Here is a 20,929-nt window from a genome sequence, read left to right as displayed (position 1 = left end):
CGTGGCGGTGTACCAGCCTTCGGCTGACTGCTCGCCTACGGCGAGCTTCGCGACACGGAGTGACGGCCTTCGGCCGTCCGGAGCGTCGTGGCGCGGCGCCGCGCTTGCAGTGCGGTCCGTGCCCTCAGTGTCTTCCGCGTGCTCTGACCTGCGGTTTTGCACGGATTGGGCTGTCTCGGTCCGGCCGTGGCTGGACCGGGTGGCGAGACGGACGGTCTCGCCTTCGGCGATCCCTCCCCCGATTCGTGCACTCTGAGTTACTAGACCAATTTCCATGCCACCCAATCTAGAACAACTTCCCCAGCATTTGTCAATACCCGTGAGCCAACTACTTTCCGCAACCTGTCATGATCGCGTCCATGCGCGGTGAGTGACCGAGAGCTGACGGGCGCTCAGAATCGACCCGCGGGCCGGTCCCGACGACCGCGCGAAGCCGGGAGGCCGGCGGCCACGCGCGGCCGTCCGGCGCTGGGTCCTCAGCCATGATTTATCTGGTCAGATAGACCGAGAATCCGCAGCTCAGAGGCCATTTGAATATCTGGCTAGACTCTCTCGCATGTCTCGATCGTTTGTGGTCGCCGTGAATCCGGCGGACCTGCTGGCGCTGGAATCCGCAGTGAAGGCGGGCAGGGATGCCGAGGACGCATGGCTGAAGGCCGCGCGGGAGCGGGAGGGCATCCGGAGCCTTCGCGGCCGTGCTCTGCGTGAAGCGCGTCAGCGTGTCCGGACGGAGCGCGCCCGGCTCCGGGAGTCCGGGAGGCTCGCCGGGACGCGGGATCTCGTCGTGCTCCGGGGTGTCCGTCCGGAGATGCGGAGCCGCGGACTGGACAGCAACTGGAACCCCGTCCCCGCGCACGCGGTCTCGGCTGCGGGCCGTCCGGTGGGGACCGGGAACGGCCGGGAGGGCTTCGACCAGGAGGGCCGGACGCTGCTGAAGGGCAGGGTCACGGTCAAGCTGCCGGACGATGTCGCGGAGCGGCTGGTGAGGGGCTGCTACTGGGTGAGCGCCCCGGCGGTCGAGGCCCTGTGCGCGTGGGCCGACCGGTGGGGCGACGGCCCGATGGGGAAGCTGAAGGACGCGGCGCGGAACGGCGCACCTGCCGAGCTGGCGATGATGGCGGCGGCCTTCGCGGAGCGGGCGCCGGCCGAAGCGCTGCGGGAGCGGGAGAAGCTGCGGGAGCAGATCGTGACGACCGGGGACGTGCTGCGGGCAGCGATCCGGCGGGCCCGCTGAGGCCCTGTGCGGCCGTCTGACGGCCTCTCCCGCCCTGTCTGGCCCTGGGCAGCATAACGGCCCCTCACGCGCTTGTGAGGGGCCGTTATGGCTGTTCAGGAGGCACGGAAGGCACGTGCACTCAGTGCGTGCAGTGCTGGGCTCAGATGGCCGCGATGATCAGGGCCGCGATGCCCAGCCAGAGCATGTGCCAGGACTGATCGAGGGCATAGGCGCCGGTCCCGAGGGTCGGGGCGTACGTGCCTTCGGCGGTCGTCGGGTGGCCCGGGTGGTTGGGGGTGCCGAGGCTGTAGAACTCCGCCTTGCCGACGTGGTCAGCGAGCCGCTTGAGCGTCGTCCGGCGATCGGCCCAGTAGTGGGAAGCCATGTCCAGGCCGAGGCCGAGGGCGACACCGAGGGCGGTCACCGACAGGTCGAGCACGAGCACGACGGGGACCAGGACCACGACCTTGGTGAGGGTCAGGCCGAGGACGTGCCGGCCACAGGCGAGCCGCCCCGTCCAGCCGGGCTGTCCCTTGGTCGCGGCCTGGCAACTCGACTGCACCCAGTGGTCACCCACGGAGTGCGCGACGTACAGCGCGATGAACACGGCGGCGAAGAGGGCGGCGGCGTCGGTCATGATGGTCTCTCTCCTGGGTCTGTGAAGGGTCGGGAGGCTGGGGGCGGTCCGGTCGGTTGGCACTGGCGGGCCGCCCCCGCCGTACGTTCAGTTCCGTACGTTCACTTCTTGCGCTCGGCGTCCAGCAGCTCGTGCGGCTCGAAGCCGAGGAAGTCCTCGTACGTCTCGCGGTCCTTGCCGCTCAGGCCCCGGACGATGACCGTTCCGTCGTCCCACCCCGTGGCGACGCGGCCGGTCTTGCCGATCAGGTCGGTGCGGTCGGCCAGCGGACCGGAGACGCCCACGACCCGGACCTTCTGGCCGATGACGAAATCACCGTCCGCGACCGGGGTGCCGGGCTTGTAGGGGTCCTCGATGCGGCCCTTGTCGTCCGGGCCCCCGTCCTCTGCCCAGCGCTCCCAGGTGCTGGGCATGGCGGCCAGCAGGGCCTCACGGCGGTACTGGGCCGTGCTGCGGGAGACGTCCATCGCAAGCGCCAGGTCCTGGACGGTGCCGCCGGAACGGGCGTGCGAGCGGACCACGGCGTCCCGGATGCCCTCCAGGCGCCGGATCAGCCGGTTGTCCAGGTCGTTGATCGGGGTGTACCAGTCGGCCGGTCCGGCGAAGTACGGCTCACCGGCGGAGTTGCGGCCGGAGCGGAGCATCGCCATCGCCCACAGCGCGGAGTGGAACCAGTCGGCCATCGTCCCGGCCTCCGCTCCGAGGGCCTTGGACTGGGCCGGGGTCAGGCTGATGACGATGTCACCGCCACCGAGGCGGGACTCCTCGGGCGGGACGAAGCCGATCGGGTCGACGTTGCTCACGTGGTTCTCCTTGGGTCGGTGGTGCGGTGGGCGGGTCGGTCAGGCTGCGGGCTTGAGGCGGACGCCGGCGGGGGCCAGGAGCACGGCACCGAGGACGGCGACGCTGGCGCCCACCAGGAGCAGCAGGGTCTGGCAGACGACCGCGGTTCCGGAGCGTCCGACGACCTTGGCGAAGGTGCCCACGGTCGCGGCGTAGATGAGACCCGCGAAGCTCAGGGCCGCCGTGGCGGTCGCGCCGTGGTCGAGGGCGAAGAAGCCGGTGAGCGCGCCCATGATCAGGCCGCAGACGGCGAAGAGGGCGAGCAGTGCGGCGTTGGCCTTGGCTTCCATGGGACGCTCCCCGAGTCGTCTGATCTGTACGGAAGTTCGTACAAGGAAGACTGTACGGACTCCCGTACAAGCGCGTCAAGCGGTCCCGGAAGATTCTTTGTGCCGGTCATCAGGCACGGAAGGCACTGCAAGCACTGAACGCACTGAAGGCCCCGCCCGGATGTGGGCAGGGCCTTCAGGTGGTGCGGGCGGGGTCGGTCAGGCGCCGGCCGACGCGTCGTCGTCGACACCGAGGGCATGAGCGACGGCCTTACGGGCGCGGCCGATGTCAGCCTCGGAGACCGACTCGTCCTCTTCCACCTCGGTCATCCAGTCCTGGATCTCGTTGGGGTGCCAGCGGTCGAGGTCGGTCGGGATGTCGAGCTTGCGCACCACGGTCCCGCCGGCTCCGACGACGGCCCGGGTCTTGTGGTCCCGCGCCCACCGGTTGCGCGACTCTTCGGCGGTGGTCGGGGTGGACGACACGGTGACCGGGCTCCAAGTGCCAGCGCTGGGCTGGCCGTCCAGGTCGAGCTTCGCCCTGAGCTCTTCGAGCTGGGCCGGATCACCGGCGCTGCTGCTGCACTCGTCACGCGGGGCGATCGGAAGATCGGTCATGGGGTCGTTCTCCTTCGTGTCTTCGTTGCGGAACCGAGCGGAGAGGGCGAGCTGGCGCACTCCCATGTAGACGAACAGGCCCATGGCCGTGAGCGCCATGAGGTCGACGGGCAGCGGGTAGTGCCCTCCCCTCCAGACGTAGAGGCCGACCGCCACCGCGACGGCCGCGACGACGGGGAGGGCCTGGTGCTCGAACCAACGACGGCCGGTCACTCGTACACCGGCCCCTCAAACTGCTCAACGTGCAAACGCACGCCGGGGTGTTCCTGCTGGGTGCGAAGCGCGTCCTGGACGATGCCGTTCAGCGAGCCGGGGCCGCCGTTGCTGCCGAAGCTCAGCAGCTCCCCCGTGGCCGCGTTGTAGATCCGGTAGTGCAGATCGACGTCCGAGACCGGGCGCCGGTCCACCAGGTGCTTGCCCTTCCAGACGTCGGTCATCGGTCGCTCTCCTGCGTCCAGGCCGCCGGCGGGTTGACGGAGTTCCACGGCGGGACGGTCAGCCAACGGTGGTACTCCTGGCGGACGTAGCCGCGGGGGTCGGCCTCCCACTGCGAGGCGTACGGCGGCACCACGCCCTCGAAGGTCGCGCCGGGGCCGTGGCCCTGGCGGGTGTCGAAGTCCCGGAGCTCCACAGCGGCCTTCACCGCGTCGCCCATCGCCTCGGAGTCGTCCAGGGCGAGACGGTCGAGCAGCGCGGCCTCCCGCAGCAGGACTTCGCGGACCTCGTTGACGCTCGCGGGCGGGTAGTACGTCGGGCGGTCGTCACCCAGCTCGCGCCGCATCTTGAGCAGGGCGACGGTCTCCCGCGTGATCGGCGGGGCTTCGGCGTAGGCGTCTCGGACGTCCGGGGCCGGGGTGGTCATGGTGTCTCCCATCGGGTCAGGCCGCCATCATCAGCGGCCGGGACGGTTGGTCGGGCGGGTTCTCGTCAGTCGGCACCGGACGGGCCGGGATGCCGAAGTCGCACTGCTTGCAGCCCTGTTCCAGGCACGTGCAGTGCGTGCAGTGGCCCACGGAGGTAGCGATGAACTCCTCACGGAGTTCGCCGCACTGCGGGCAGGTCATGCGGGCCGCGAACATGGCGGCGATCGAGCGCCACCGGCCGGGGGTCATCGGCCGGACCGGGGCGGCCAGCGCGGCGTCGTACAGGTACGCGTACCGCCATCCCTGGCGCCAGTAGAGGAGCTGGGCAACCGGGTCGTGGCCGTTCGGCCTCAGCCCGCGCTTGCGGAGCTGTCGCCTGGTGAACAGCCCCTCGGGAGCACACCGCTTGCGGTACGTGGGGATCACGCACGCTTCGTTCTCGTAGGGTTCGGCCTGCACCGGAAGTTCCTTCCGTGTCGTGCGCGGGCCGGGGGTGGTTGGAACATCCCCGGCCCTCGCTACGAGCGGTCAGCCACGGGCACGGCGCCGGATCGCCTCGGTCATCAGCCGCTCGGAGCGGGCGACGTAGCGGCGGGCCTGCCACCAGGTGCCGAGTTCGGCCACGGTGTCGTCGTCGTGGCAGACGAACGGGCCTCCCTTGACCAGCCAGCAGGGCTCACCGACCTCGGAGTCGACGCCCCGGGCGATCCAGTAGCCGGACCGGCTGACGCGGTGGACCAAGAAGTCGAGCAGTGCGGCGACCATCAGCGCGACGGCCAGCCAGCGGGCGGGGACGTCGCCGAAGAGGTGCTGAACGAGGAAGACCGAGGCACCCAGGGACAGACCCCAGGCCAGCGGGCGGGCGGCTTCTTTGCTGATCACGTAAGCCTCCAGGCTTGTCGGGACGTTGGGACGGGGGTCAGGCGAAGTGCCGACCGGCGGCCGTCACGAGTGCGTCGGTCGCGCTGATCGCCATCTCGCGGCGACCCGCGAGGGGGGTGGCTCCGTCAGCGCCGCGCATCGCGTACGTGGCATCGGCAGCGGCACGCGCGGCGGTGGCGACGGACGGCATGAGCATCTGCACGCGGAGCAGGGGAACGGTGATCGCGGAGCGGGTGCGGTGGCTCTCGGCGCGGGCCTCACTCCAGTCCTCGCCCTTCAGGCGCAGGTCTTCACGGACCCACATCGCGCGGCGGTGGTCGGCGAGCGCGGCCACCAGCTCAGCGACGGCGGCCAGACCCTCAGAGGCAGCGCGCTCGGCAGCTTCGGCCCGCCTGGTGGCCCGCTGGCTGGCGTGCTGCAACACCCCGGTGAGCAGCGAGCCAGCGAGGGTGCCGAGTACGGCGATCAGGGCGGTCAGCATTGGGTTCCTCCAGTCGTGTACGGAAGTTCGTACAAGGAAGACTGTACGGACTTCCGTACAAGTGGGCAAGTGGTTCGGGGAAGATTCTTCGAGGTCATCAGGCACGGAAGGCACTGCATGCACTGAAAGCACTGCGGGCCCCCGCCCTGACCTGGACGGGGGCCCGCAGTCGTGCCGGACGTCCGGCGGTCAGCCGCGCGCGATCTCGCGGGCTTCGTCCTCGGAGACGAAGACCGTGCGCACCGCGCGAAGTCCGTCGTAGTCCGCGAACTCCCCGCCCCCGCGTCCGGCCGGCACCCCGGCGGGACGCGGCCCCGCACCCAGCAGCTCGGTACGCGCGCGGCTGGTCGTCGGGCCCAGGTTCAGCAGGGCTGAGCAGTCCTTGAAGGCCCGCGGGAAGTGCCGGCGCGCGGCGAAGGACTGCGAGACCGAGGCGGCCACGTGGTAGCCGACCGCGCGGCCCAGCGTCAGCACGGGCTCCAACGCGTCCAGGACCGAGCAGCGGTCGGCCCCGTCGCCCACCACGGACTTCCGCAGCCTCTCCAGGCCGTCGACCACCAGGAGCCGGTGCGACTCGGGGGCACGGCCGTCCAGTTCCTCGAAGCGGATCTCGAAGCCGGTCACGAAGTCGGTGACGGCCTGGAGGACGTCCTCGAGGTCGCGGTGGACGGTGACGAACGGCCCGACGTCTTCCAGGCCGGTGAAGCCGACGCGCTTCGGGCACGGGTCGAGCACCTGGACGTCGATGCCGTGGCGGGCGGTGTGCGCGGCCACCAGGCGCAGCGCGGACGTGGCACCCCAGCCGGTGTATCCGGAGATCAGCAGATGCGGCGTCACCTCCAGGTCGAGGTTCCGGCCGCGGTTGGTCGCGGGGTCGACCAGCAGCGGCACGAGCATCGCGCGGCCGGTGTCGTTGTAGCGGGTCCGGGTGTTCACGGCGGTGGTCACGGTGTTCTCCTTCGAGGTATTCCGGCGGTGGTCCGGGTGACGCTTTCACCCGGACCGGACAACGGGTCAGACGAGCGCTTTGGCCCAGCGGGTGAAGACACCCCATCGGCTCTTCGCGGCCTCAGCCCAGGCCCTGAATTCCTTCGAGGCCCGGTAGAGCGCACCGCCGATGAAGGCGTAGACGAAGAACGCGCCCCACCACGGGATCGAGGACTCGTGAAGGGCCAGCAGAAGCCGGACCACGATGTTGAGCGCGTTGTAGAGCGCGAAGGACAGCAGCAGCAAAGCCGAGCCGATGAGCGCGGTCGGCGTCCACTTCGGGAGCTTCGCCCACGCGGGAATCCAGGACTTCCGGTCGGTCTCTTCCTCGGTCATCGGGACGGGAATCTCAGCGGTGGTCATTTTCCTTCGCCTTCCTTTCGTGGTGGCTCGTCATGTCCCAGTTACAGCGGCGGCAATGCGGGTGGTCCGGGAGTTCTTGCGACAGGTAGTCGAAGCCGTTGCACGGTTCCGGCTCTTTGTCTCGGATCGTTTTTCCGTGGTGGTAGTCCCAGTTCGGTTGGAAGCGGCGGGGGTTGTATCCCCGGAACTCCAGCCGATTATGAAGCGCGGCATCGGCGTCTTCGGTCGGGATCTCGTAATTGAAGTGTTCCAGTCCGACCCTGATCACATCTGCCGCGTACAGATAGCCCTGCTCGAAACGGACGTAGTCGCGGACCAGTTCGGAGATGGCCATATCGGCGGACTTGTTGACCAGCTTCCAGTGACGCGCTCGCGCCTGCTGCCTTTCGGCTTCGGCTTTCTTCTCTCGGAAGTAGCTGAGGATTCCCATTCCGGCCTTTCCACGGGGCCGGGGGCCGGTGCGATACCGGCCCCCGGCAGTCGGGTCAGTCTTCCTGTTCGACGATCTGCCCGGCCTTCGGGCGGTTGCGCTCCCAGCGCGCCAGTTCAGACGGCCGGTAGAGCTTTCCACGGGTCTTCGCGTCGACTCCGACCGAGGCGGGGAATTCCTTTCCACGGCTCTTGTCGCTGGATTCCTTACGGAGCACGGAGAGGCTGACCGAGACAATTTCCTGGTCAACGGCCTGCTTCAGCGTGACCGGGATATCGGTGTCCTGAGCGGCCTCGGTCGCCTCGGTCGGGCCCATGGCGAACAGGGCCTCCATGTCGGCCTTGAAGCCGTCGCTGTCCTCCCGCACCCGGCCCTTCGAGCCGCCCTGGGTGGGGATGGCCGGCCCCGCCTCGGTCACAGCGTCCCCTGTGACGGTCACAGGGCCCTTTCCCAGGTGGATGGGGGTGGTGTGACCCTGAGACGCTGTGACGGTGCGGCCCAGCTCGGCCCAGGCGCGGGCCTCTTCGGGGGTGAAGAAAACGACCTGGGTCTCGTGCGCGACACCACCCAGGACGACCTGAGCGCGGCCCTGGTGGCGCGTCGACTTCGGCGACGGCTGCACCTCGGGGACCAGCATGTTCCAGGCGTTCCGGGTGTAGCGGGCGAGAATGCGCGTCGCGAAGTTCTCGCGCATTTCCGGGCCACCCAGCGCGTTCGCCGTGGCCGACTGAGCGACCATGAGAACGTGCATCTTCACCGCGCGGCCCATGAAAAGGATTTCGCCCAATGCGTCCAGCGCGGGGGATTCCTTCGGGTCCGTCTTCGGGTCGCGAATCTTCGTCCAGTACCGCTTCAGCTTTCCGATCGTGGCATTCGCCTCTTCGAGGAGAATTGCCTGACGCGGACCAACGGGGGCGTCCTTGTCGTCCCCGTCCCACTCATCCACGATCCGGTTACGCCGCTCACCCTCTTCTCCGAGGGCGATAAGCGCATCGTGAATGTCCTCGATCTCCCGGAAGTAGCCGACTCCCTGAAGGCCGCGAACCCACTTGTGGGAATGGCGCTTACGGTCGAGAACCGCGCCGATTGCCCCGTTCCTCAGAAGCTGGGCGAAGATGGCGCGGAGAATGACGGACTTACCGCCACCCGTACCGGCCGAGACGAGAACGTGCGGGGATTCCGCGTCCAGGTCGACGGAAACCGCCTTGTTGCGGTGCGAAAGGCCGATGAGCGGGGCGGATTCCGGCATGGACTCGATGAGCTTCTGAATCTCCGCATCGGAGAACATGACCTTGGACGGCGGGCGGGGCGACTGCTTCACGAGAACGTGGTGATTCTTGCCCTCGGTCTGCCAGGAAAAGGTGACGTCCTGAAGTGCGAGCTTGTTCGTCAGCGTCGTCTTCACGGCCGACTTGATTTCCTCTTCACCCGCGAAATCGGCGGGCAGATCGATCCGGATAGCGTCGCCCGTGATCTCGGTGTAGTTCACCGGAATGTGGATGTACCGGCTGGGCTTCGTGCCCTCGGGATAGCCCAGCTTCCCCCGCAGCGCGACGTGCAGCGGCCAGACCCAATCGCGCTGGTGGCGCCAGGTCACGGCCCCGTCCATCAGCCGGTAGCCCACCCAGGCCGAGGCCGCCGTACCGGCCCCGAAGCTGCCCACCTGGAGGCATTCGAGGGTCGCGGTCGGGTCCTGGCTGTAGGCGTAGCCGGTGCCGGCCACTCCCGCAGCTCCGGCCCAGCGGTACCCGGCCCTCTCCAGCCGCGCCAGGTAGTCCCAGCGGTGCGCCTGCCAGCCGTCCTCCCGCTCCGTACGGGTGCCCCGGTGCGTCCAGGTCGCATCGGTCCGCGGCTTGCCGTCCATCGGGGCACCGGAGCCGAAGCGCCACGCCGCCTTGGGCAGGCTCGTTACCAGGGCTCCCAGGACTTCTTCGAGGTCGTTATCCGTCTGCTGCTGCTTCTTGCGTGCCATCATCGGCCTGCTGCTCCTGTTCCCTGCGATGGATTGAAGGAGTGGCTCGGTCCTGCTGGACCGGAGGGGCCGGGCCCGCTGTCATCGGGCCCGGTCCCGTAACTCCGGCGTCGTGCACTTCAATTCGTACTACGCGCCTCTGACATTCGTCTTCCGCGTTTCTCCTGGCGGAATATGAGGCCCTTTCAGACCGGGGGGGAGAATTCTCCCCCCTTCCTTTTCCCGCCCTGCGGATCGTGCTTATTGCCCCCGACCACAAGGCCGACCAAGAGGGCCCGACCACGGTCACGAACCGGTATCGGTCCGGGTATTGGGGGCGTGGTCGGGGGTCACGAACAGGTGCCGGACCCCCGACCACGGCTGATCAGAGGTACTGACCGGTCCCGGCCGGGGCCGGGGTCTTCGGGACCTGGCGGCGGACCTCGCGCTTGACGGTCTCCGGGCTGACGGGCTTGCCCAGTACGGCGGGCACGGTAGCGATCAGGGTTGCCACGTCCTGGACGCCCTGGGCCTTCAGCTCCCGGACGGCACCGGCGACGGTGGACGCCTTGACCAACACCGCCGGGTTGTCCGCCGACTTGTCCGCCGTGTCCGTCGACTTGTCCGCCGGGGCGGGCACGTTGGGGGTGTCGAGCGGCAGACCGAGGCCGGACAGCACCCGCTCCCGCGCCGTGTCCTCCCGGACGTCGTCCGTGTCCGGGCGGACAAACGGGCCGTCCGCCGGGGCCTTGAACAGCGGGTTTCCGACCGCCGGGCGGACGTCCGCCGTGTCCGGGCGGACAGCGGCGGTCAGTTCGGCAGGGGCGGCGGACGCGGCGGACACGGCCGGGGCGTTGTCCGCCGGGGCGGCGGACACGGCGGCGGACTCGGTCCGGTTGTCCTCACGGATCACCTGGTACAGGTCCGCCGGACCGGTCGGGGGCTCGGTCGCCGGGGCGATCCGCACCCACACGTCGCGGTCCAGGGCGGCCTTCGCCTCCTTGTAGAACAGGACCCAGATCAGGCCGGTCATCGAGCGGTGGCGCAGCTCGAACGCGATCTCGAAGGCCAGCGGCGCGGCACCGAGGACAACGGCGGTCGTCCAGCCGCCCATGTCCTGGCCGTGCGCGGCGTTGACGACGGACGACGCCAGCAGGGCCAGCATCATGACCAGCCGCGCGCCGAACGCCTTGTACGGCTCGTGCCGACGCTCGTACACCTGGAGAGCGGCCAGCAGCGCCAGGCCGTCGAAGACACCAACGGCGAAGATGGCGACGGGCTTCGGGGTGCCGGCACCCATAAGCAGGGTGGACAGGGACCAGCCGGACAGGACGAACGAGGCGACGGCGAGCCCGGCCACGATCAGGTCGTTGACGGTGCTGGACGCGGTGCGCTTCGTCTTCACGGGCATGTCGGGGACGTACATCTCTACTTCTCCTTGCTGGAGTTCGTGAAGGACTTGAGCCGCGAGACGAGCCACCCGGCGGCGACGATCACGCCCACGGTGGTGAGTCCCATCGGGACGGCGTTCGCGCCGATCGCGCCGATGATCCCCATCAGGGTTCCGCCGCAGATCACGACCACCCCGGCCACGCAGCCGCACAGGACGACGGCGACGACCAGGAGGAGGACGACGTTCACGATCAGCTCCCGCTGAGCGGGGCTCATGGACGACTGCTCGGGGAGCTGCACGATGATCGGCTGAGGCTGGCCAACGGTGTAGTGGTACGGCACCCCGTCGCGGTACTCGACGGCCGGCGGGCGGTGATGCGCGGGCACGGCCGGGGGCACCTGCACGGCGGGGAACTGCTGCTGCTGGGCCTGGTACGGCTCGGGCACGTTCACGGGGTGGGACCTCTCGTCTCGGGGCGCCGGGGCCACAGCGGGTGTGGCCCCGGCAGGGTGGATCAGGAAGCGGACAGGTCGGTCAGCGGACGATCAGGTGCGCGGGGTGGCCGTTCATGTGCGCGACGCACTCCGGGCAGTCCTCACGCGGACCGAGGTGGGCGTGCGCCTGGCGGGAGGCGTAGGCGTGGAACCAGCACTGACGGCACTCGCCGCGGGGCGGGTTCGTCGCCTTGTCGCCCGCCATGTCAGAACCAGCCCTTGCGCTTCTTCGCGGCCTTGTCGGCGGCGGCCTTGTTCACGGCCGTCTGGTGCGCGGTCTGGAGGGCGGACAGCTCCGCACTCAGCCGACCCGTCACCGACGCCTCAAGCCGCTTCAGCTTCGAGTCGGCACGGGCGGTGCTCTTGCCTCGCACGACCTTGACGGAGCCACCGGCCAGAGCCGTGATGACCTGGCGCTTCTCCGAGCCGGTCAGCGGCCACATCTCACCGTTCTTCGCGGCGGCCAGCTTGCGCTCCGCCAGCGTGACCGCCCTTTCCAGGCGGCGGATCTCGGCACTCACTTCTGGCCTCCCTGCTGGGCCTGGATGGCGGCGGCGGCCTGGCGCGCGGCCTCAGCGGCGGCGGCGGCCTGCTGGGCCTGCTGGATTCGCTGCTGCGCAAGGGCGTCAGCAGCCTGCTGCTCGGTGGTCACGGCGATCACCCGGCCAGCGCGACGGACGCGCGGTAGGGGTGCGGGCCACGCGGACGGGGCGGGAGCGGGTCCTTGACCTTGCTGTGGTCGTCCGCCATGGCGGGACGCAGCGTGCGCAGCGCGGTGACCAGGCGACTGGACGATGCCGCGCGGCGGCCGATGTGCTCGTTGATCGCGGAGTGCGGCACGCCCTCGCAGCGCAGCCGGACGACGGTCCGGTAGTTCTCGGGGAGGCTGTCGACCAGCGCGGCCAGGTGCTCCGGGAGCTCCGGCATCGGCTCGGCCAGGGCGACGTCTTCAGCGGCCGGCGCCGCCGGGAGCGCGAAGGACGACACGGTGTCCGACCAGTCGCGCGGCTGCTCGCGGTTGCGGCGCGGCTTGTAGAAGTCGCGCACCGCGTGCCGGGTGAGGGTGGCCAGCCAGCCCATGGCCTGGTCGTCGTCCGCCTGGAGGGTCTCGATCCAGCGGGCGGCCACCAGCCAGGTGTCAGCGGCGATGTCGTCGGCGTCGTCGGCGTGGTTGGCCAGGGTCCGGGCCAGCGCCACGACGCGGCGGTTGTACAGGCGGAACAGCTTGTCGAGCCGTTCGGCGGAAGCCGCAGAAAGCGGCTGGAGGTCGATACGATCCATCACAGGATCGCTCCCTTCTGGTACTTCAGACGGGTTCGGTCTCAGGCCCTGAACCGGAGGTGAGATGCCGGTTCAGGGCCGTTCTGCTTGTGATCGAAGAAACTTCCGATAGGAAGTGGCTTCCTGTAGGAAGTTAGGTCATGATTCGGGTATCGTCAAGCAACATCCGATAGGAAGACTGAAGGAGGCGAAATGGCAGGCACCGTTGCTGGCATGGCCGCGTATCTGAAGGCCCGTATCGACCGGGGGACGCTGGAGGCAGGCAACAAGCTCCCGCCGACCCAGGCCCTCATGAAGCAATTCGCCCTGAGCGACAACGCGGTCTACCGCGCTATCGCCTTGCTCAAGGCCGAGGGCTACGTCCACAGCCAGCAGGGCAAGGGCGTGTTCGTCTCCGACCGCCGGAAGCTCATCGCTGGCACCAAGCGGATCCGAGGCATCACGCAGCCGGGGGAGACGATTCATCACAAGAGCAGCACCCGGGTACAGGCCCCCGAATGGGTCGCCGCACACCTCGGAGAGGGCGAGTGCGTCAACCGGGTGCGGACCGTGAACCGCGGAGACAACATCCTTCAGGCGTCTCAGTCCTGGGTTCACCTGGACGTTGCTGAGGTCGTCCCCGAGGTGGATGAGCCCCAAGCCTGTGACCCCACGTGGCAAGCGGTCTACGAGGACCGCTCTGGCAACACCGTTGAAGTCTCCTCCAAGGAGGTGACGTCCCGGATCGCCACCGAGGAAGACCGCCAAGCCCTCGGGCTGGGTGACGGCATCTACTCCGTCGTCCTCCTACGCAGCATCTACGTGACCGGCCACAAGGTGATCGGCGTGGGGGAAGGCGTGTACGCCCCCGGCCATCCGCTCTCCATCTCCTGACAGCCACACTGGACCGACCACCGAAGCGAGGGAACCTGAGATGCCTGAAGACGAGATCGCACAGGCTGAGATCGCGGCGCTGACTCGCCGGTTCGAGGAGCAGGCCGGGAAGACCGACCGCGAGTTCGGGATCGTGAAGAGCGACCTGACCGCCGTGCGTCTCCAGGTCGGGAACCTGGATCAGAAGCTGGACTCCTTCATCACCGAACAGCAGGCCGCGAACGCGCAGATCATCGCGCTGCTGTCGAACCTGGTCGGCAAGGACCCCAACACCCCCGGCTGAGCAGCCAATATGACTGGACTCTGGGTATCCGGTCACGGGAGTACGCTGGCCCGACAACTGAAGATCAAGGACCCCGGTCAACGCGAAAACCCGCCCCGGACCCTCTCTGGCGTCGAAACCAGGTGAGGGGTCGAAATCCGGTAAGCGGGTTCACGTTGACCTTGGTAGGTGGTCCATCTGCGAGTGTAAGGCAGAGCCGGGGAGATTTCTCCCCCCCTCTTTGTCGATCACTCTGCCGGGTGGGCCGTGAACCGAAAGGTGAACGAGTGCCCACCCCGGCACAGACGAACAAGACGACGACGGCGGACCGCCCCCAGGGCCGTCCCGGACCGTCCATCCCCATGAGCAGTGGCTCATGGGCGTACTCCATCGGCGCGGGCTCGTACCCGCGCGGCGTGTACCTCCTGGGCCGTGGCGATGACGCCCGCTGGGAACTGGTCGCGCCCCTCCCCTACGTCCTCGAAGTAGTGCTGCGGCGCGGTGGCGATCGGAAGATCACCATTCGTGAGTTCCGGCTGTCCATCGACGCCGCCGGCACCATGACGATCCTCTGCAACCGCGACGGCCTCAAGACGGGAATCTGGATGGAGCAGCTGGATTTCGGCTTCGCGCCCCTGGACGACAAGGTCGTGAAGGCCGCCGGTACGGCGATCAGCAAGCTGGCAGAGGACGCCCCGCGCGTCGAAGCCGTTCCGAGCTGGACCGCTGACGGCCTCCAGCTCCCGCCCGGCGACGTCGGCCCGTACGGGTACGGCGACACCTGCGGGAGCGAGGAGCAGGCCCGGGAGATCTGGGACCGGGCCGGGACCATCCTCGGTGAGGAGGGCAACGAGAACGGTGCCCTGTTCATGGGCGTCGCCATCGGCGGGAACTTCCTCGCACCCTTCAAGCTCCAGGCGTTCATCTGCCACACGTGCGGCGGGTCCTCCGGCGGCAAGTCCTCGATCATGAAGCTGACCGTGAGCGCCTTCGGTCGGGTCGAGGACGTCATGGGCAACTGGAACCTGGCCAAGGTCGGCAACAGCGAAGACCTGCTGCGCCTCGGGTGCCTGACGAACTTCCGGGACGAGATCGGCATGATGGGCCGCCTCACCCCGCGCGAAGCTGAGCAGATCATTTTCCAGCTCACCGAGGGCGCTCAGCGCACCCGCGCACGGCAGAAGGGCGGCGGCACCGACCGGACCGCGAAGTACAAGGGCGTCATCATGTCGACTGGCAATGACTCCCTGCTGGGCATGGCCACCGAACAGGAGGGCCTGAACGTCCGCGTCCTGGAACTCCCGAACCAGATGACCGCCGACGCTCCGACGTCGGACGAGCTGGCCCGGCTCGCGGATCTCGCCTACGGGTGGCCGCTGAAGTGGATGCGGGACGAAGTCACGCTGGAAGAAGCCTGGAACGAGATCGCCAGGGCCCAGCGGGACTTGGGCGTGGACCGGGTGACCGGGCCGGACGCCCGGATCGGCCGCAACATCGCCATCGGCGTGGCCGGGGCCGCCGTGTTCGAGCGGATCACCCGCACCGAGGGCACCCGCGCCAACGCGCTGAAGGCCGGGCTGGAACTGTTCCAGCAGCAGGTCACCGAGATGCGCGAGACGTCCATGAAGCAGGGTGACAAGCTGCTGGCCGTCATCTCCGAGACGTTCGCCTCGAAGCCCTCCCTGTTCCCCTCGAAGACCGCGTACACCAGCGCGGCCCTGGGACCGAACGCCCTGGAGACGGTCTCCGAGGCGTACGGATGCGTCTACGACGAAGACGGGGAGCGCCGGATCGCGGTGTTCTCCAACAAGCTGAAGGCCATCTGCGCGGCAGCGGACATCGTCTCGCCGCGCACCGGTCTGCGGGATCTTCGCCGTGACGGCCTGCTGGTGCTCGAAGAGTCCAACTCCCGCCAGGGCCTCACCAAGCGCGAGTGGCTGGGCGACTCGATCGGGTACGTGTACTGCTACGTCATCCGGCGCGTCCGGGACCAGGACCCGGAGACCTTCTCCGCTGGACCCGGCGAAGTCGCGGAAGACCTGCCCCTGGCGCCGATGCCGACGCTGGACGAACACCTGCGGACCCCTGCCGAGCGCCGCCCTGCGGCGGTCGAGGACACGGGGCCGGCCACCGTCGCGAAGGCGGTCGTGCCGGGTCAGTCGGTCCCGGCCTCGGTCGTCCAGGAGCAGCCGGAGCCGGTTCCGGCGCCTGCTGCTGCACTTGCTGCACCGGCTGCTGCACCTGCTGCACCTGCTGCACCGGCTGCTGCTGCACCTGCTCGGGTGCAGCGGTCGAAGGCACCCGGGCTCAGCGTGTGGTCCGCGTCGAACGGCTACCTGATGGAGGCCGCCGGGGCGTACACCGTGGCGATCGAGGGGGACGCCCTGACGTCCTTCCCCGCGCTGCTCGCGCTGCTGCGGTCGGTGGCGTCGACCGATGACGTCACGCTGGTGGTCGGCCCCGACCTTCGCGCGGCGTACGGGCTGGCTGAGGAGTGCTGGCCCCGGGTCAAGGGGTCGGTCTGGGAGAGGCAGGGCCGCAAGGCCGACCGGGAAGCCGCTGCCGAATTCCAGGTGCCCTGGCGTGCGCTGGTGGACGCGGGCTGGCACCAGCCGTTCAAGGCCGGTGAGTCGATGCACGTCATGCCGATGAGCGTTCTGCAGCACGCGCAGCACCCGGGCATGACGCGGGTCCTGATCGCGGAGTGGCTGACCGAGGGCGCGTTCCCGCGCGACGTCGACGAGACCGAGCTGCCGGGAGCTCCCGAACTGGCGTACCGGCTGCACCGGTTCTCGGAGCTGACGGGCTGGACGTACTCGGTCAGTGCTGCACGGACGGCACTGAACGAACTGAAGCGGATGCTGAAGTCCCCGACCGTGCGCCGCAAGCCGCGGTTCGTTGCCGAGTCGCACCGCTGGCCGGACTACAACTACCTCAACACCTGGTCGCGGGACCTGACTGAGGATGAGCGCGCCATGCAGCGCGTGCACGGCTTCGACGGGAACAAGAACTACCTGCCCGCCTACTCCGACGCCCTGGTCGCCGTGAACGACCTTGAGCGGGTGATGTACCCGGAGTTCAACCCGCGCATGGCCGGGCTGTGGCTCATCACCGTCCCGAACTGGGCTCACCCGCTGCTCCCCGCTCCGGTGCTGCACGCTGCTCCGGGTGAGCAGACCTGGGTGACCACGGCGATCGTGAAGCTGTACGCCGAGGCCGGGATCGAGGTCGAGATCCAGGAAGCGCTGATCTCCGAGGGCACCCAGTACAAGGCCTTCAGAGACTTCAAGGACATCGTCCAGCGGGCCTTCAGGGAGCTGGAGAGTGGCGCCCTGGACGACGCGCGCAAGCCGGTCGACCCCGAGGAGCGGGCTGTCTACAACGCGCTCAAGGGCACGTTCCGCACGCTGCACGGCAAGTTCCAGGACTCGACTCAGAAGACGATCGCGCGGCCTGACTGGGGATGGGCGATCCGGGATGCGGCGTGGACCGGCATCCTGCGCAAGGCGTACAAGGCGGGCGGGATCATCCCGCTGTCGAAGGACAACCGCCCGACCGACAACCCGCGCTTCCCGGTGAAGCTCGACCTGGACGAACTGATCTACCCGTCCAACGCCGACACGCACGACCAGGACGTCCCGGCCGGGCTCGTGCTCGGTACCGGCCTGGGCCAGTTCAAGGCGAAGACGAACGTGACCGTTGACGAGTGGCTGGGGGCCTGAGATGCCGAGGGGAAGCGAAGAGCAGGGCGAAGAGAAGCTGCGGGACAAGCTGATCCGCAAGCTGACCGGACGGGCCCCCGGCGCGGTCGAGCGGGAGCAGAAGAAGAGTCTGCCGGACCGGCTGAGGTGGCTGGAGAAGAAGCACAAGGGCGACGACAAGGCCGCCGCGAAGGCCGCCGGCCTTTCGCTGACGACCTGGCGGCGGTGGCGGTCGGGGAAGCAGAACCCGAAGGCCGACAGCATCGCCAAGCTGGACAAGGCGACCCGTGACGCGCTCGTTCCGAAGGGGCGCCGCAAGCGGATCAGCGACTCGACCGGCAAGGGGGAGCGCGGGAAGGCTCCGAAGCTGACCCAGGCCCCGCCGACCGGCGGGGCGCAGATGAGCGCCTACATCACGATCAGCTCGGACTCCCGGCCCCGGGACCTGAACCTGGGCGGGAACCTCCCGGCGGGACGGCTGGACGCCGTGGTGAACGCGTACGTCGAGAAGGGGGAGGACGCGGCGATTGCGGAGCTGAAGGCCGCGATCGGGGAGTACCTGCACGTCGCCCCGGATGACATCCACATCCACGATGTGAGCGGGATCGACTGGGAGCCGATGCGGTACCCGAAGGACTCCGAGGGCAACACCGACGACCAGGGCGAGATCTTCTGACCGGACCCTGGCAGCATGGAGGCCCCCGCCCGGAACAGGGCGGGGGCCTCAGTGCGTGCAGTGCTTGCAGTGGGCTCCGTAGCCCTCTCAGGGAGTGTCACGCACCTGTCGCGTGGCCTGTCACGCAGGGTGTCACGCAGGCTGTCACGCTCCACCTGTCGCATGCTCTGACCTGCGGAAAGGGGTCGAACCCCCGTAGTTCGTCCTGACGTGACAGGCGTGCGTGACAGTGCCCGATCAGAGCTGTTGGGCACGCTTTATCAGCTCGGCTCGTACCTGCTCCGCAAGTTCCTCGTTCTCCACCAGCAGCTCACCCAGGATGCGGAGCACCGGGGCCAGCGCCACTTCGGGAAGGCCCGTGTCGACGGCCGCGCCGTTGCACCACCGCTTCAGCTCTGCGTGCTGGCGCGGCTTCAGGTCGAGGGTGACCCGGATCGGCTCAGTGCGTACCCGGGCCGTCGAGGCGTCCGGGGCCTTCGGGATCTTCTTCGTCCGGTCCGCGGCGGCTCCGTAGCGGTTGCGGCGCGTGCTCATCGGGCGGCCTCATCGGTGTAGGAGACTCCCCCTGCGTTCTGTTGGCGCGGGAGCTGCACCTCATCGGCGTAGGGGCGGGCCAGCAGTTCCTTCAGTACCCGCTCGTAGGCCGTGCCCATCGCCCTTACCCGGCTCCCGCCAGCTTGCCGATAGAGGCTGTCGTTGTGGGGGACCTGGGCGGTCAGGGTCTCGTACCCGCGCCCGGCCAGGGCTTCACGAACGTCGGCGTCCGGGCCGTTCTTCGTGGCCTTCTTGGTGTTGGTGCGCGTCAGCAGGACCACCACGTCCGCGCGCGGCCGGCCTGCTCGCTCGCGCAGCTCCTGGGCGTCCTCGAGGAAGTCCCCCAGGACGTCCTTCCCGTTGTCGTGGTCGTCCGCGAACATCCGGTCGACCTCTACGACGGACGGGGCCAGGGGCATGATCCAGCGGTCCGCGTAGACCATGGCACCCCGGGCGATCGCGGCGTGGTCCTCGATCTGCGGGGTGTCGATGAGCACCGCGCCCCGGCCCTCCTCCAGGTCCGGCAGGGTCTTGTCCAGGCTCCGGCTGGTCTTGCTGACGACCGGGTACGGCATTCCGCCCGCCAGCTCGTCCCAGCGGTGGCAGGTCTGGCCTTTGTCCGCATCGACCAGCAGCGGGGACATGTTCCGCTCGTAGAGGGCCTGGCCCAGGAAGATGCCGGACGTCGACCTGCCGACGCCGGGCTTCACGCTGATCAGCGCCCACCTATGGATTCTCGTCATGGCACGGAAGGTACTGCACGCACTGACCTTCAGTGCCCCGGCTGCACCGGCCGTGACCCGATCGAGCGTCGGGACCGCCGGCACCCACCGGGAGCTGGGTCCCTGGGTCCTCGGTCCGGTGTTCTCCCTGCTCTGCACGGCGCCGCCCTGCTGCTGGGTCCTGGGTCTTCCTGGGTCCGGCACCACGGCATGACACAGATCGGGGATGACACAAGCTGATCTGTGTCATCGACCCCCCGTTTTCCCAGGTGGAAGCGATCAGTTCCGTACGGCTGTGTCACTGTTCAACAGCGCTGTAGGGAAGTAGTCGGCGCTGCGGGCACGTCCCAAAACGCGGCCTGACCTGGTCTTTGATGCCCTCTGGAGGTCGGCTCCGACGCGACCAGAAGCGCGACGAGAGACGCGACCAGGAGCGCGACGAGAGACGCGACCAGGAGCGCGACCAGAGGCGCGACCTCGTGCACGGTGCGCATGGCCGGACCGCACTGCACCCGGGCCGGGTGGCCGGCGCCCGCGGTTGATGCCCCCGAGGACGGCTCACGTTCAGTTCGGGCGGGTCCGTACGTTCAGTTCGCCTCTCACGTTCAGTTCGTCGCGCGCCGTGCGTTCAGTTGGCGTGCGGAACTGAACGTGAGCCATTTCCGCAGGTCAACGCCTGTTTCGCCTTCCGCGCGTCCAGTTCTTGCGTTCAGTGTGCGTTCAGTTGGCCCAGCCAAACTGAACGTAGGTGTTTCCGCAGGTCAGCGGCCGTTTTCGTGACCCATACGTTCAGTACGTTCAGTTTTCGCGCACACCCACGGGCCTACACACACTTTCCACTGGCCCCAACAGCCCCCACGCCCCTCTCCCCGGACGCGGCGCGGGCCGGACCGCCGTCACACGATCCGGCCCGCTATCAGAGCTTTTCCCCACATCCTCACCCTTTCGCCGGATTCGGTCCGCCATCGGACCGTCGCGCTGGCTGGAGAAGGGAAGCGGTGAATCTGGTCAGATAAAGCTGACGCTCGGTCGTCGGGGGCGGTCCGGCGGAGCTTTCTGATGGGTCGTCAGCTTTCGGTCACTCACCGCGCATGGACGCGATCATGACAGATTGCGGAAAGTAGTTGGCTCACGGGTATTGACAAATGCTGGGGAAGTTGTTCTAGATTGGGTGGCATGGAAATTGGTCTAGTAACTCAGAGTGCACGAATCGGGGGAGGGATCGCCGAAGGCGAGACCGTCCGTCTCGCCACCCGGTCCGGCCACGGCCGGACCGAGACAGCCCGATCCGTGCAAAACCGCAGGTTAGAGCACACGGAAGACACTGAGGGCACGGACCGCACTGCAAGCGCGCCGCCGCGCCACGACGCTCCGGACGGCCGAAGGCCGTCACTCCGCGTCGCGAAGCTCGCCGTAGGCGAGCAGTCAGCCGAAGGCTGGTACACCGCCACGG

The 20,929-nt window shown here is 68.6% G+C and carries 26 protein-coding genes; 5 read left to right on the top strand and 21 right to left on the bottom strand.

The genetic code is table 11. The annotated features are described in order from the left end of the window. The first annotated feature begins 556 nt into the window (after positions 1-556). Positions 557-1,234 (top strand): hypothetical protein, encoded by a 678-nt coding sequence (locus QFZ76_RS00130; RefSeq protein WP_307671742.1) that lies wholly within the window; start codon positions 557-559, stop codon positions 1,232-1,234. Positions 1,235-1,376: 142 nt separating this feature from the next. On the opposite strand, the gene QFZ76_RS00125 is transcribed toward QFZ76_RS00130, so the two are convergent. The 19 genes from QFZ76_RS00125 to QFZ76_RS00035 all read right to left on the bottom strand — a co-directional run bounded on the left by QFZ76_RS00125 (position 1,377) and on the right by QFZ76_RS00035 (position 12,708). Continuing rightward, entirely contained in the window at positions 1,377-1,853 is a 477-nt protein-coding gene (locus tag QFZ76_RS00125) for a transcriptional regulator (protein WP_307671741.1), read from the bottom strand. A 101-nt stretch (positions 1,854-1,954) separates the two neighbouring features. Further along, positions 1,955-2,656, bottom strand: a complete 702-nt coding sequence (locus tag QFZ76_RS00120; protein ID WP_307671740.1) for a hypothetical protein — start codon at positions 2,654-2,656, stop codon at positions 1,955-1,957. A 39-nt stretch (positions 2,657-2,695) separates the two neighbouring features. Next, the gene (locus QFZ76_RS00115) at positions 2,696-2,986 is read right to left on the bottom strand and encodes a hypothetical protein (RefSeq protein ID WP_307671739.1); all 291 of its coding nucleotides are present in this window, start codon (positions 2,984-2,986) and stop codon (positions 2,696-2,698) included. A 198-nt stretch (positions 2,987-3,184) separates the two neighbouring features. After that, the gene (locus QFZ76_RS00110) at positions 3,185-3,796 is read right to left on the bottom strand and encodes a hypothetical protein (protein ID WP_307671738.1); all 612 of its coding nucleotides are present in this window, start codon (positions 3,794-3,796) and stop codon (positions 3,185-3,187) included. Then, positions 3,793-4,020 (bottom strand): hypothetical protein, encoded by a 228-nt coding sequence (locus QFZ76_RS00105; RefSeq protein ID WP_307671737.1) that lies wholly within the window; start codon positions 4,018-4,020, stop codon positions 3,793-3,795. Before QFZ76_RS00105 ends, QFZ76_RS00110 begins: the two co-directional genes overlap by 4 nt. Next, positions 4,017-4,445 (bottom strand): hypothetical protein, encoded by a 429-nt coding sequence (locus QFZ76_RS00100; protein ID WP_307671736.1) that lies wholly within the window; start codon positions 4,443-4,445, stop codon positions 4,017-4,019. Before QFZ76_RS00100 ends, QFZ76_RS00105 begins: the two co-directional genes overlap by 4 nt. Positions 4,446-4,461: 16 nt before the next feature. After that, positions 4,462-4,905 (bottom strand): RRQRL motif-containing zinc-binding protein, encoded by a 444-nt coding sequence (locus QFZ76_RS00095; RefSeq protein WP_307671735.1) that lies wholly within the window; start codon positions 4,903-4,905, stop codon positions 4,462-4,464. A 69-nt stretch (positions 4,906-4,974) separates the two neighbouring features. Next, positions 4,975-5,328, bottom strand: coding sequence for a hypothetical protein (locus QFZ76_RS00090; protein ID WP_307671734.1), 354 nt, complete (start codon positions 5,326-5,328; stop codon positions 4,975-4,977). Positions 5,329-5,365: 37 nt separating this feature from the next. Continuing rightward, positions 5,366-5,809, bottom strand: coding sequence for a protein kilB (locus QFZ76_RS00085; RefSeq protein ID WP_307671733.1), 444 nt, complete (start codon positions 5,807-5,809; stop codon positions 5,366-5,368). A 189-nt stretch (positions 5,810-5,998) separates the two neighbouring features. Continuing rightward, a complete protein-coding gene (locus QFZ76_RS00080; RefSeq protein WP_307671732.1) occupies positions 5,999-6,757 on the bottom strand; it encodes a hypothetical protein in 759 nt (252 codons plus the stop codon). 66 nt (positions 6,758-6,823) lie between these two features. Next, positions 6,824-7,159, bottom strand: coding sequence for a hypothetical protein (locus tag QFZ76_RS00075; RefSeq protein WP_307671731.1), 336 nt, complete (start codon positions 7,157-7,159; stop codon positions 6,824-6,826). Further along, positions 7,146-7,589: a hypothetical protein gene (locus QFZ76_RS00070; protein WP_307671730.1), complete on the bottom strand. Its 444-nt coding sequence runs from the start codon at positions 7,587-7,589 to the stop codon at positions 7,146-7,148. Before QFZ76_RS00070 ends, QFZ76_RS00075 begins: the two co-directional genes overlap by 14 nt. Before the next feature lie 55 nt (positions 7,590-7,644). Next, positions 7,645-9,564 carry a pRL2-11 gene (locus QFZ76_RS00065; RefSeq protein ID WP_307671729.1) on the bottom strand — a complete coding sequence of 640 codons (1,920 nt, stop codon included), beginning with the start codon at positions 9,562-9,564 and terminating at the stop codon, positions 7,645-7,647. 361 nt (positions 9,565-9,925) lie between these two features. Continuing rightward, on the bottom strand, positions 9,926-10,966 hold the full coding sequence (locus QFZ76_RS00060; protein ID WP_307671728.1) for a DUF2637 domain-containing protein: 1,041 nt from the start codon (positions 10,964-10,966) through the stop codon (positions 9,926-9,928). A 2-nt stretch (positions 10,967-10,968) separates the two neighbouring features. Next, on the bottom strand, positions 10,969-11,385 hold the full coding sequence (locus QFZ76_RS00055; RefSeq protein ID WP_307671727.1) for a hypothetical protein: 417 nt from the start codon (positions 11,383-11,385) through the stop codon (positions 10,969-10,971). Between the two features lie 82 nt (positions 11,386-11,467). Beyond that, the gene (locus QFZ76_RS00050; protein ID WP_307671726.1) at positions 11,468-11,632 is read right to left on the bottom strand and encodes a pRL2-8; all 165 of its coding nucleotides are present in this window, start codon (positions 11,630-11,632) and stop codon (positions 11,468-11,470) included. Position 11,633: 1 nt separating this feature from the next. After that, positions 11,634-11,948: a hypothetical protein gene (locus tag QFZ76_RS00045; protein ID WP_307671725.1), complete on the bottom strand. Its 315-nt coding sequence runs from the start codon at positions 11,946-11,948 to the stop codon at positions 11,634-11,636. Next, positions 11,945-12,079 carry a hypothetical protein gene (locus QFZ76_RS00040; RefSeq protein ID WP_307671724.1) on the bottom strand — a complete coding sequence of 45 codons (135 nt, stop codon included), beginning with the start codon at positions 12,077-12,079 and terminating at the stop codon, positions 11,945-11,947. Before QFZ76_RS00040 ends, QFZ76_RS00045 begins: the two co-directional genes overlap by 4 nt. 5 nt (positions 12,080-12,084) lie before the next feature. Further along, a complete protein-coding gene (locus tag QFZ76_RS00035) occupies positions 12,085-12,708 on the bottom strand; it encodes an RNA polymerase sigma factor (protein WP_307671723.1) in 624 nt (207 codons plus the stop codon). A 192-nt stretch (positions 12,709-12,900) separates the two neighbouring features. On the opposite strand from QFZ76_RS00035, the gene QFZ76_RS00030 reads away from it, so the two are divergent. The 4 genes from QFZ76_RS00030 (at position 12,901) to QFZ76_RS00015 (ending at position 18,220) form a co-directional block, all read left to right on the top strand. Next, positions 12,901-13,581, top strand: a complete 681-nt coding sequence (locus QFZ76_RS00030; RefSeq protein ID WP_307671722.1) for a GntR family transcriptional regulator — start codon at positions 12,901-12,903, stop codon at positions 13,579-13,581. 40 nt (positions 13,582-13,621) lie between these two features. Then, the gene (locus QFZ76_RS00025) at positions 13,622-13,864 is read left to right on the top strand and encodes a hypothetical protein (RefSeq protein WP_307671721.1); all 243 of its coding nucleotides are present in this window, start codon (positions 13,622-13,624) and stop codon (positions 13,862-13,864) included. A gap of 266 nt (positions 13,865-14,130) precedes the next feature. Further along, positions 14,131-17,565, top strand: coding sequence for a DUF927 domain-containing protein (locus tag QFZ76_RS00020; RefSeq protein ID WP_307671720.1), 3,435 nt, complete (start codon positions 14,131-14,133; stop codon positions 17,563-17,565). Between the two features lies 1 nt (position 17,566). Continuing rightward, positions 17,567-18,220 carry a hypothetical protein gene (locus QFZ76_RS00015; protein ID WP_307671719.1) on the top strand — a complete coding sequence of 218 codons (654 nt, stop codon included), beginning with the start codon at positions 17,567-17,569 and terminating at the stop codon, positions 18,218-18,220. Between the two features lie 237 nt (positions 18,221-18,457). On the opposite strand, the gene QFZ76_RS00010 is transcribed toward QFZ76_RS00015, so the two are convergent. Beyond that, on the bottom strand, positions 18,458-18,754 hold the full coding sequence (locus QFZ76_RS00010; RefSeq protein WP_307671718.1) for a hypothetical protein: 297 nt from the start codon (positions 18,752-18,754) through the stop codon (positions 18,458-18,460). Further along, on the bottom strand, positions 18,751-19,497 hold the full coding sequence (locus QFZ76_RS00005) for a ParA family protein (RefSeq protein WP_307671717.1): 747 nt from the start codon (positions 19,495-19,497) through the stop codon (positions 18,751-18,753). Before QFZ76_RS00005 ends, QFZ76_RS00010 begins: the two co-directional genes overlap by 4 nt. Between the last annotated feature and the right edge of the window lie 1,432 nt (positions 19,498-20,929).

This window comes from Streptomyces sp. V4I2 (assembly GCF_030817655.1).
In the GTDB taxonomy this organism is placed as follows: domain Bacteria; phylum Actinomycetota; class Actinomycetes; order Streptomycetales; family Streptomycetaceae; genus Streptomyces; species Streptomyces plumbiresistens.
The sequence above is the reverse complement of the archived record's forward strand: the minus strand, read 5'-3'. Positions and strand labels throughout refer to the sequence as shown.

Bases quoted from the DNA above. Each gene is read 5' to 3' on its own strand.
- QFZ76_RS00130 (WP_307671742.1), top strand. From the start codon at position 557: ATGTCTCGATCGTTTGTGGTCGCCGTGAATCCGGCGGACCTGCTGGCG.
- QFZ76_RS00125 (WP_307671741.1), bottom strand. From the start codon at position 1,853: ATGACCGACGCCGCCGCCCTCTTCGCCGCCGTGTTCATCGCGCTGTAC.
- QFZ76_RS00115 (WP_307671739.1), bottom strand. From the start codon at position 2,986: ATGGAAGCCAAGGCCAACGCCGCACTGCTCGCCCTCTTCGCCGTCTGC.
- QFZ76_RS00105 (WP_307671737.1), bottom strand. From the start codon at position 4,020: ATGACCGACGTCTGGAAGGGCAAGCACCTGGTGGACCGGCGCCCGGTC.
- QFZ76_RS00100 (WP_307671736.1), bottom strand. From the start codon at position 4,445: ATGACCACCCCGGCCCCGGACGTCCGAGACGCCTACGCCGAAGCCCCG.
- QFZ76_RS00085 (WP_307671733.1), bottom strand. From the start codon at position 5,809: ATGCTGACCGCCCTGATCGCCGTACTCGGCACCCTCGCTGGCTCGCTG.
- QFZ76_RS00075 (WP_307671731.1), bottom strand. From the start codon at position 7,159: ATGACCACCGCTGAGATTCCCGTCCCGATGACCGAGGAAGAGACCGAC.
- QFZ76_RS00070 (WP_307671730.1), bottom strand. From the start codon at position 7,589: ATGGGAATCCTCAGCTACTTCCGAGAGAAGAAAGCCGAAGCCGAAAGG.
- QFZ76_RS00065 (WP_307671729.1), bottom strand. From the start codon at position 9,564: ATGATGGCACGCAAGAAGCAGCAGCAGACGGATAACGACCTCGAAGAA.
- QFZ76_RS00060 (WP_307671728.1), bottom strand. From the start codon at position 10,966: ATGTACGTCCCCGACATGCCCGTGAAGACGAAGCGCACCGCGTCCAGC.
- QFZ76_RS00050 (WP_307671726.1), bottom strand. From the start codon at position 11,632: ATGGCGGGCGACAAGGCGACGAACCCGCCCCGCGGCGAGTGCCGTCAG.
- QFZ76_RS00035 (WP_307671723.1), bottom strand. From the start codon at position 12,708: ATGGATCGTATCGACCTCCAGCCGCTTTCTGCGGCTTCCGCCGAACGG.
- QFZ76_RS00030 (WP_307671722.1), top strand. From the start codon at position 12,901: ATGGCAGGCACCGTTGCTGGCATGGCCGCGTATCTGAAGGCCCGTATC.
- QFZ76_RS00025 (WP_307671721.1), top strand. From the start codon at position 13,622: ATGCCTGAAGACGAGATCGCACAGGCTGAGATCGCGGCGCTGACTCGC.
- QFZ76_RS00015 (WP_307671719.1), top strand. From the start codon at position 17,567: ATGCCGAGGGGAAGCGAAGAGCAGGGCGAAGAGAAGCTGCGGGACAAG.
- QFZ76_RS00010 (WP_307671718.1), bottom strand. From the start codon at position 18,754: ATGAGCACGCGCCGCAACCGCTACGGAGCCGCCGCGGACCGGACGAAG.
- QFZ76_RS00005 (WP_307671717.1), bottom strand. From the start codon at position 19,497: ATGACGAGAATCCATAGGTGGGCGCTGATCAGCGTGAAGCCCGGCGTC.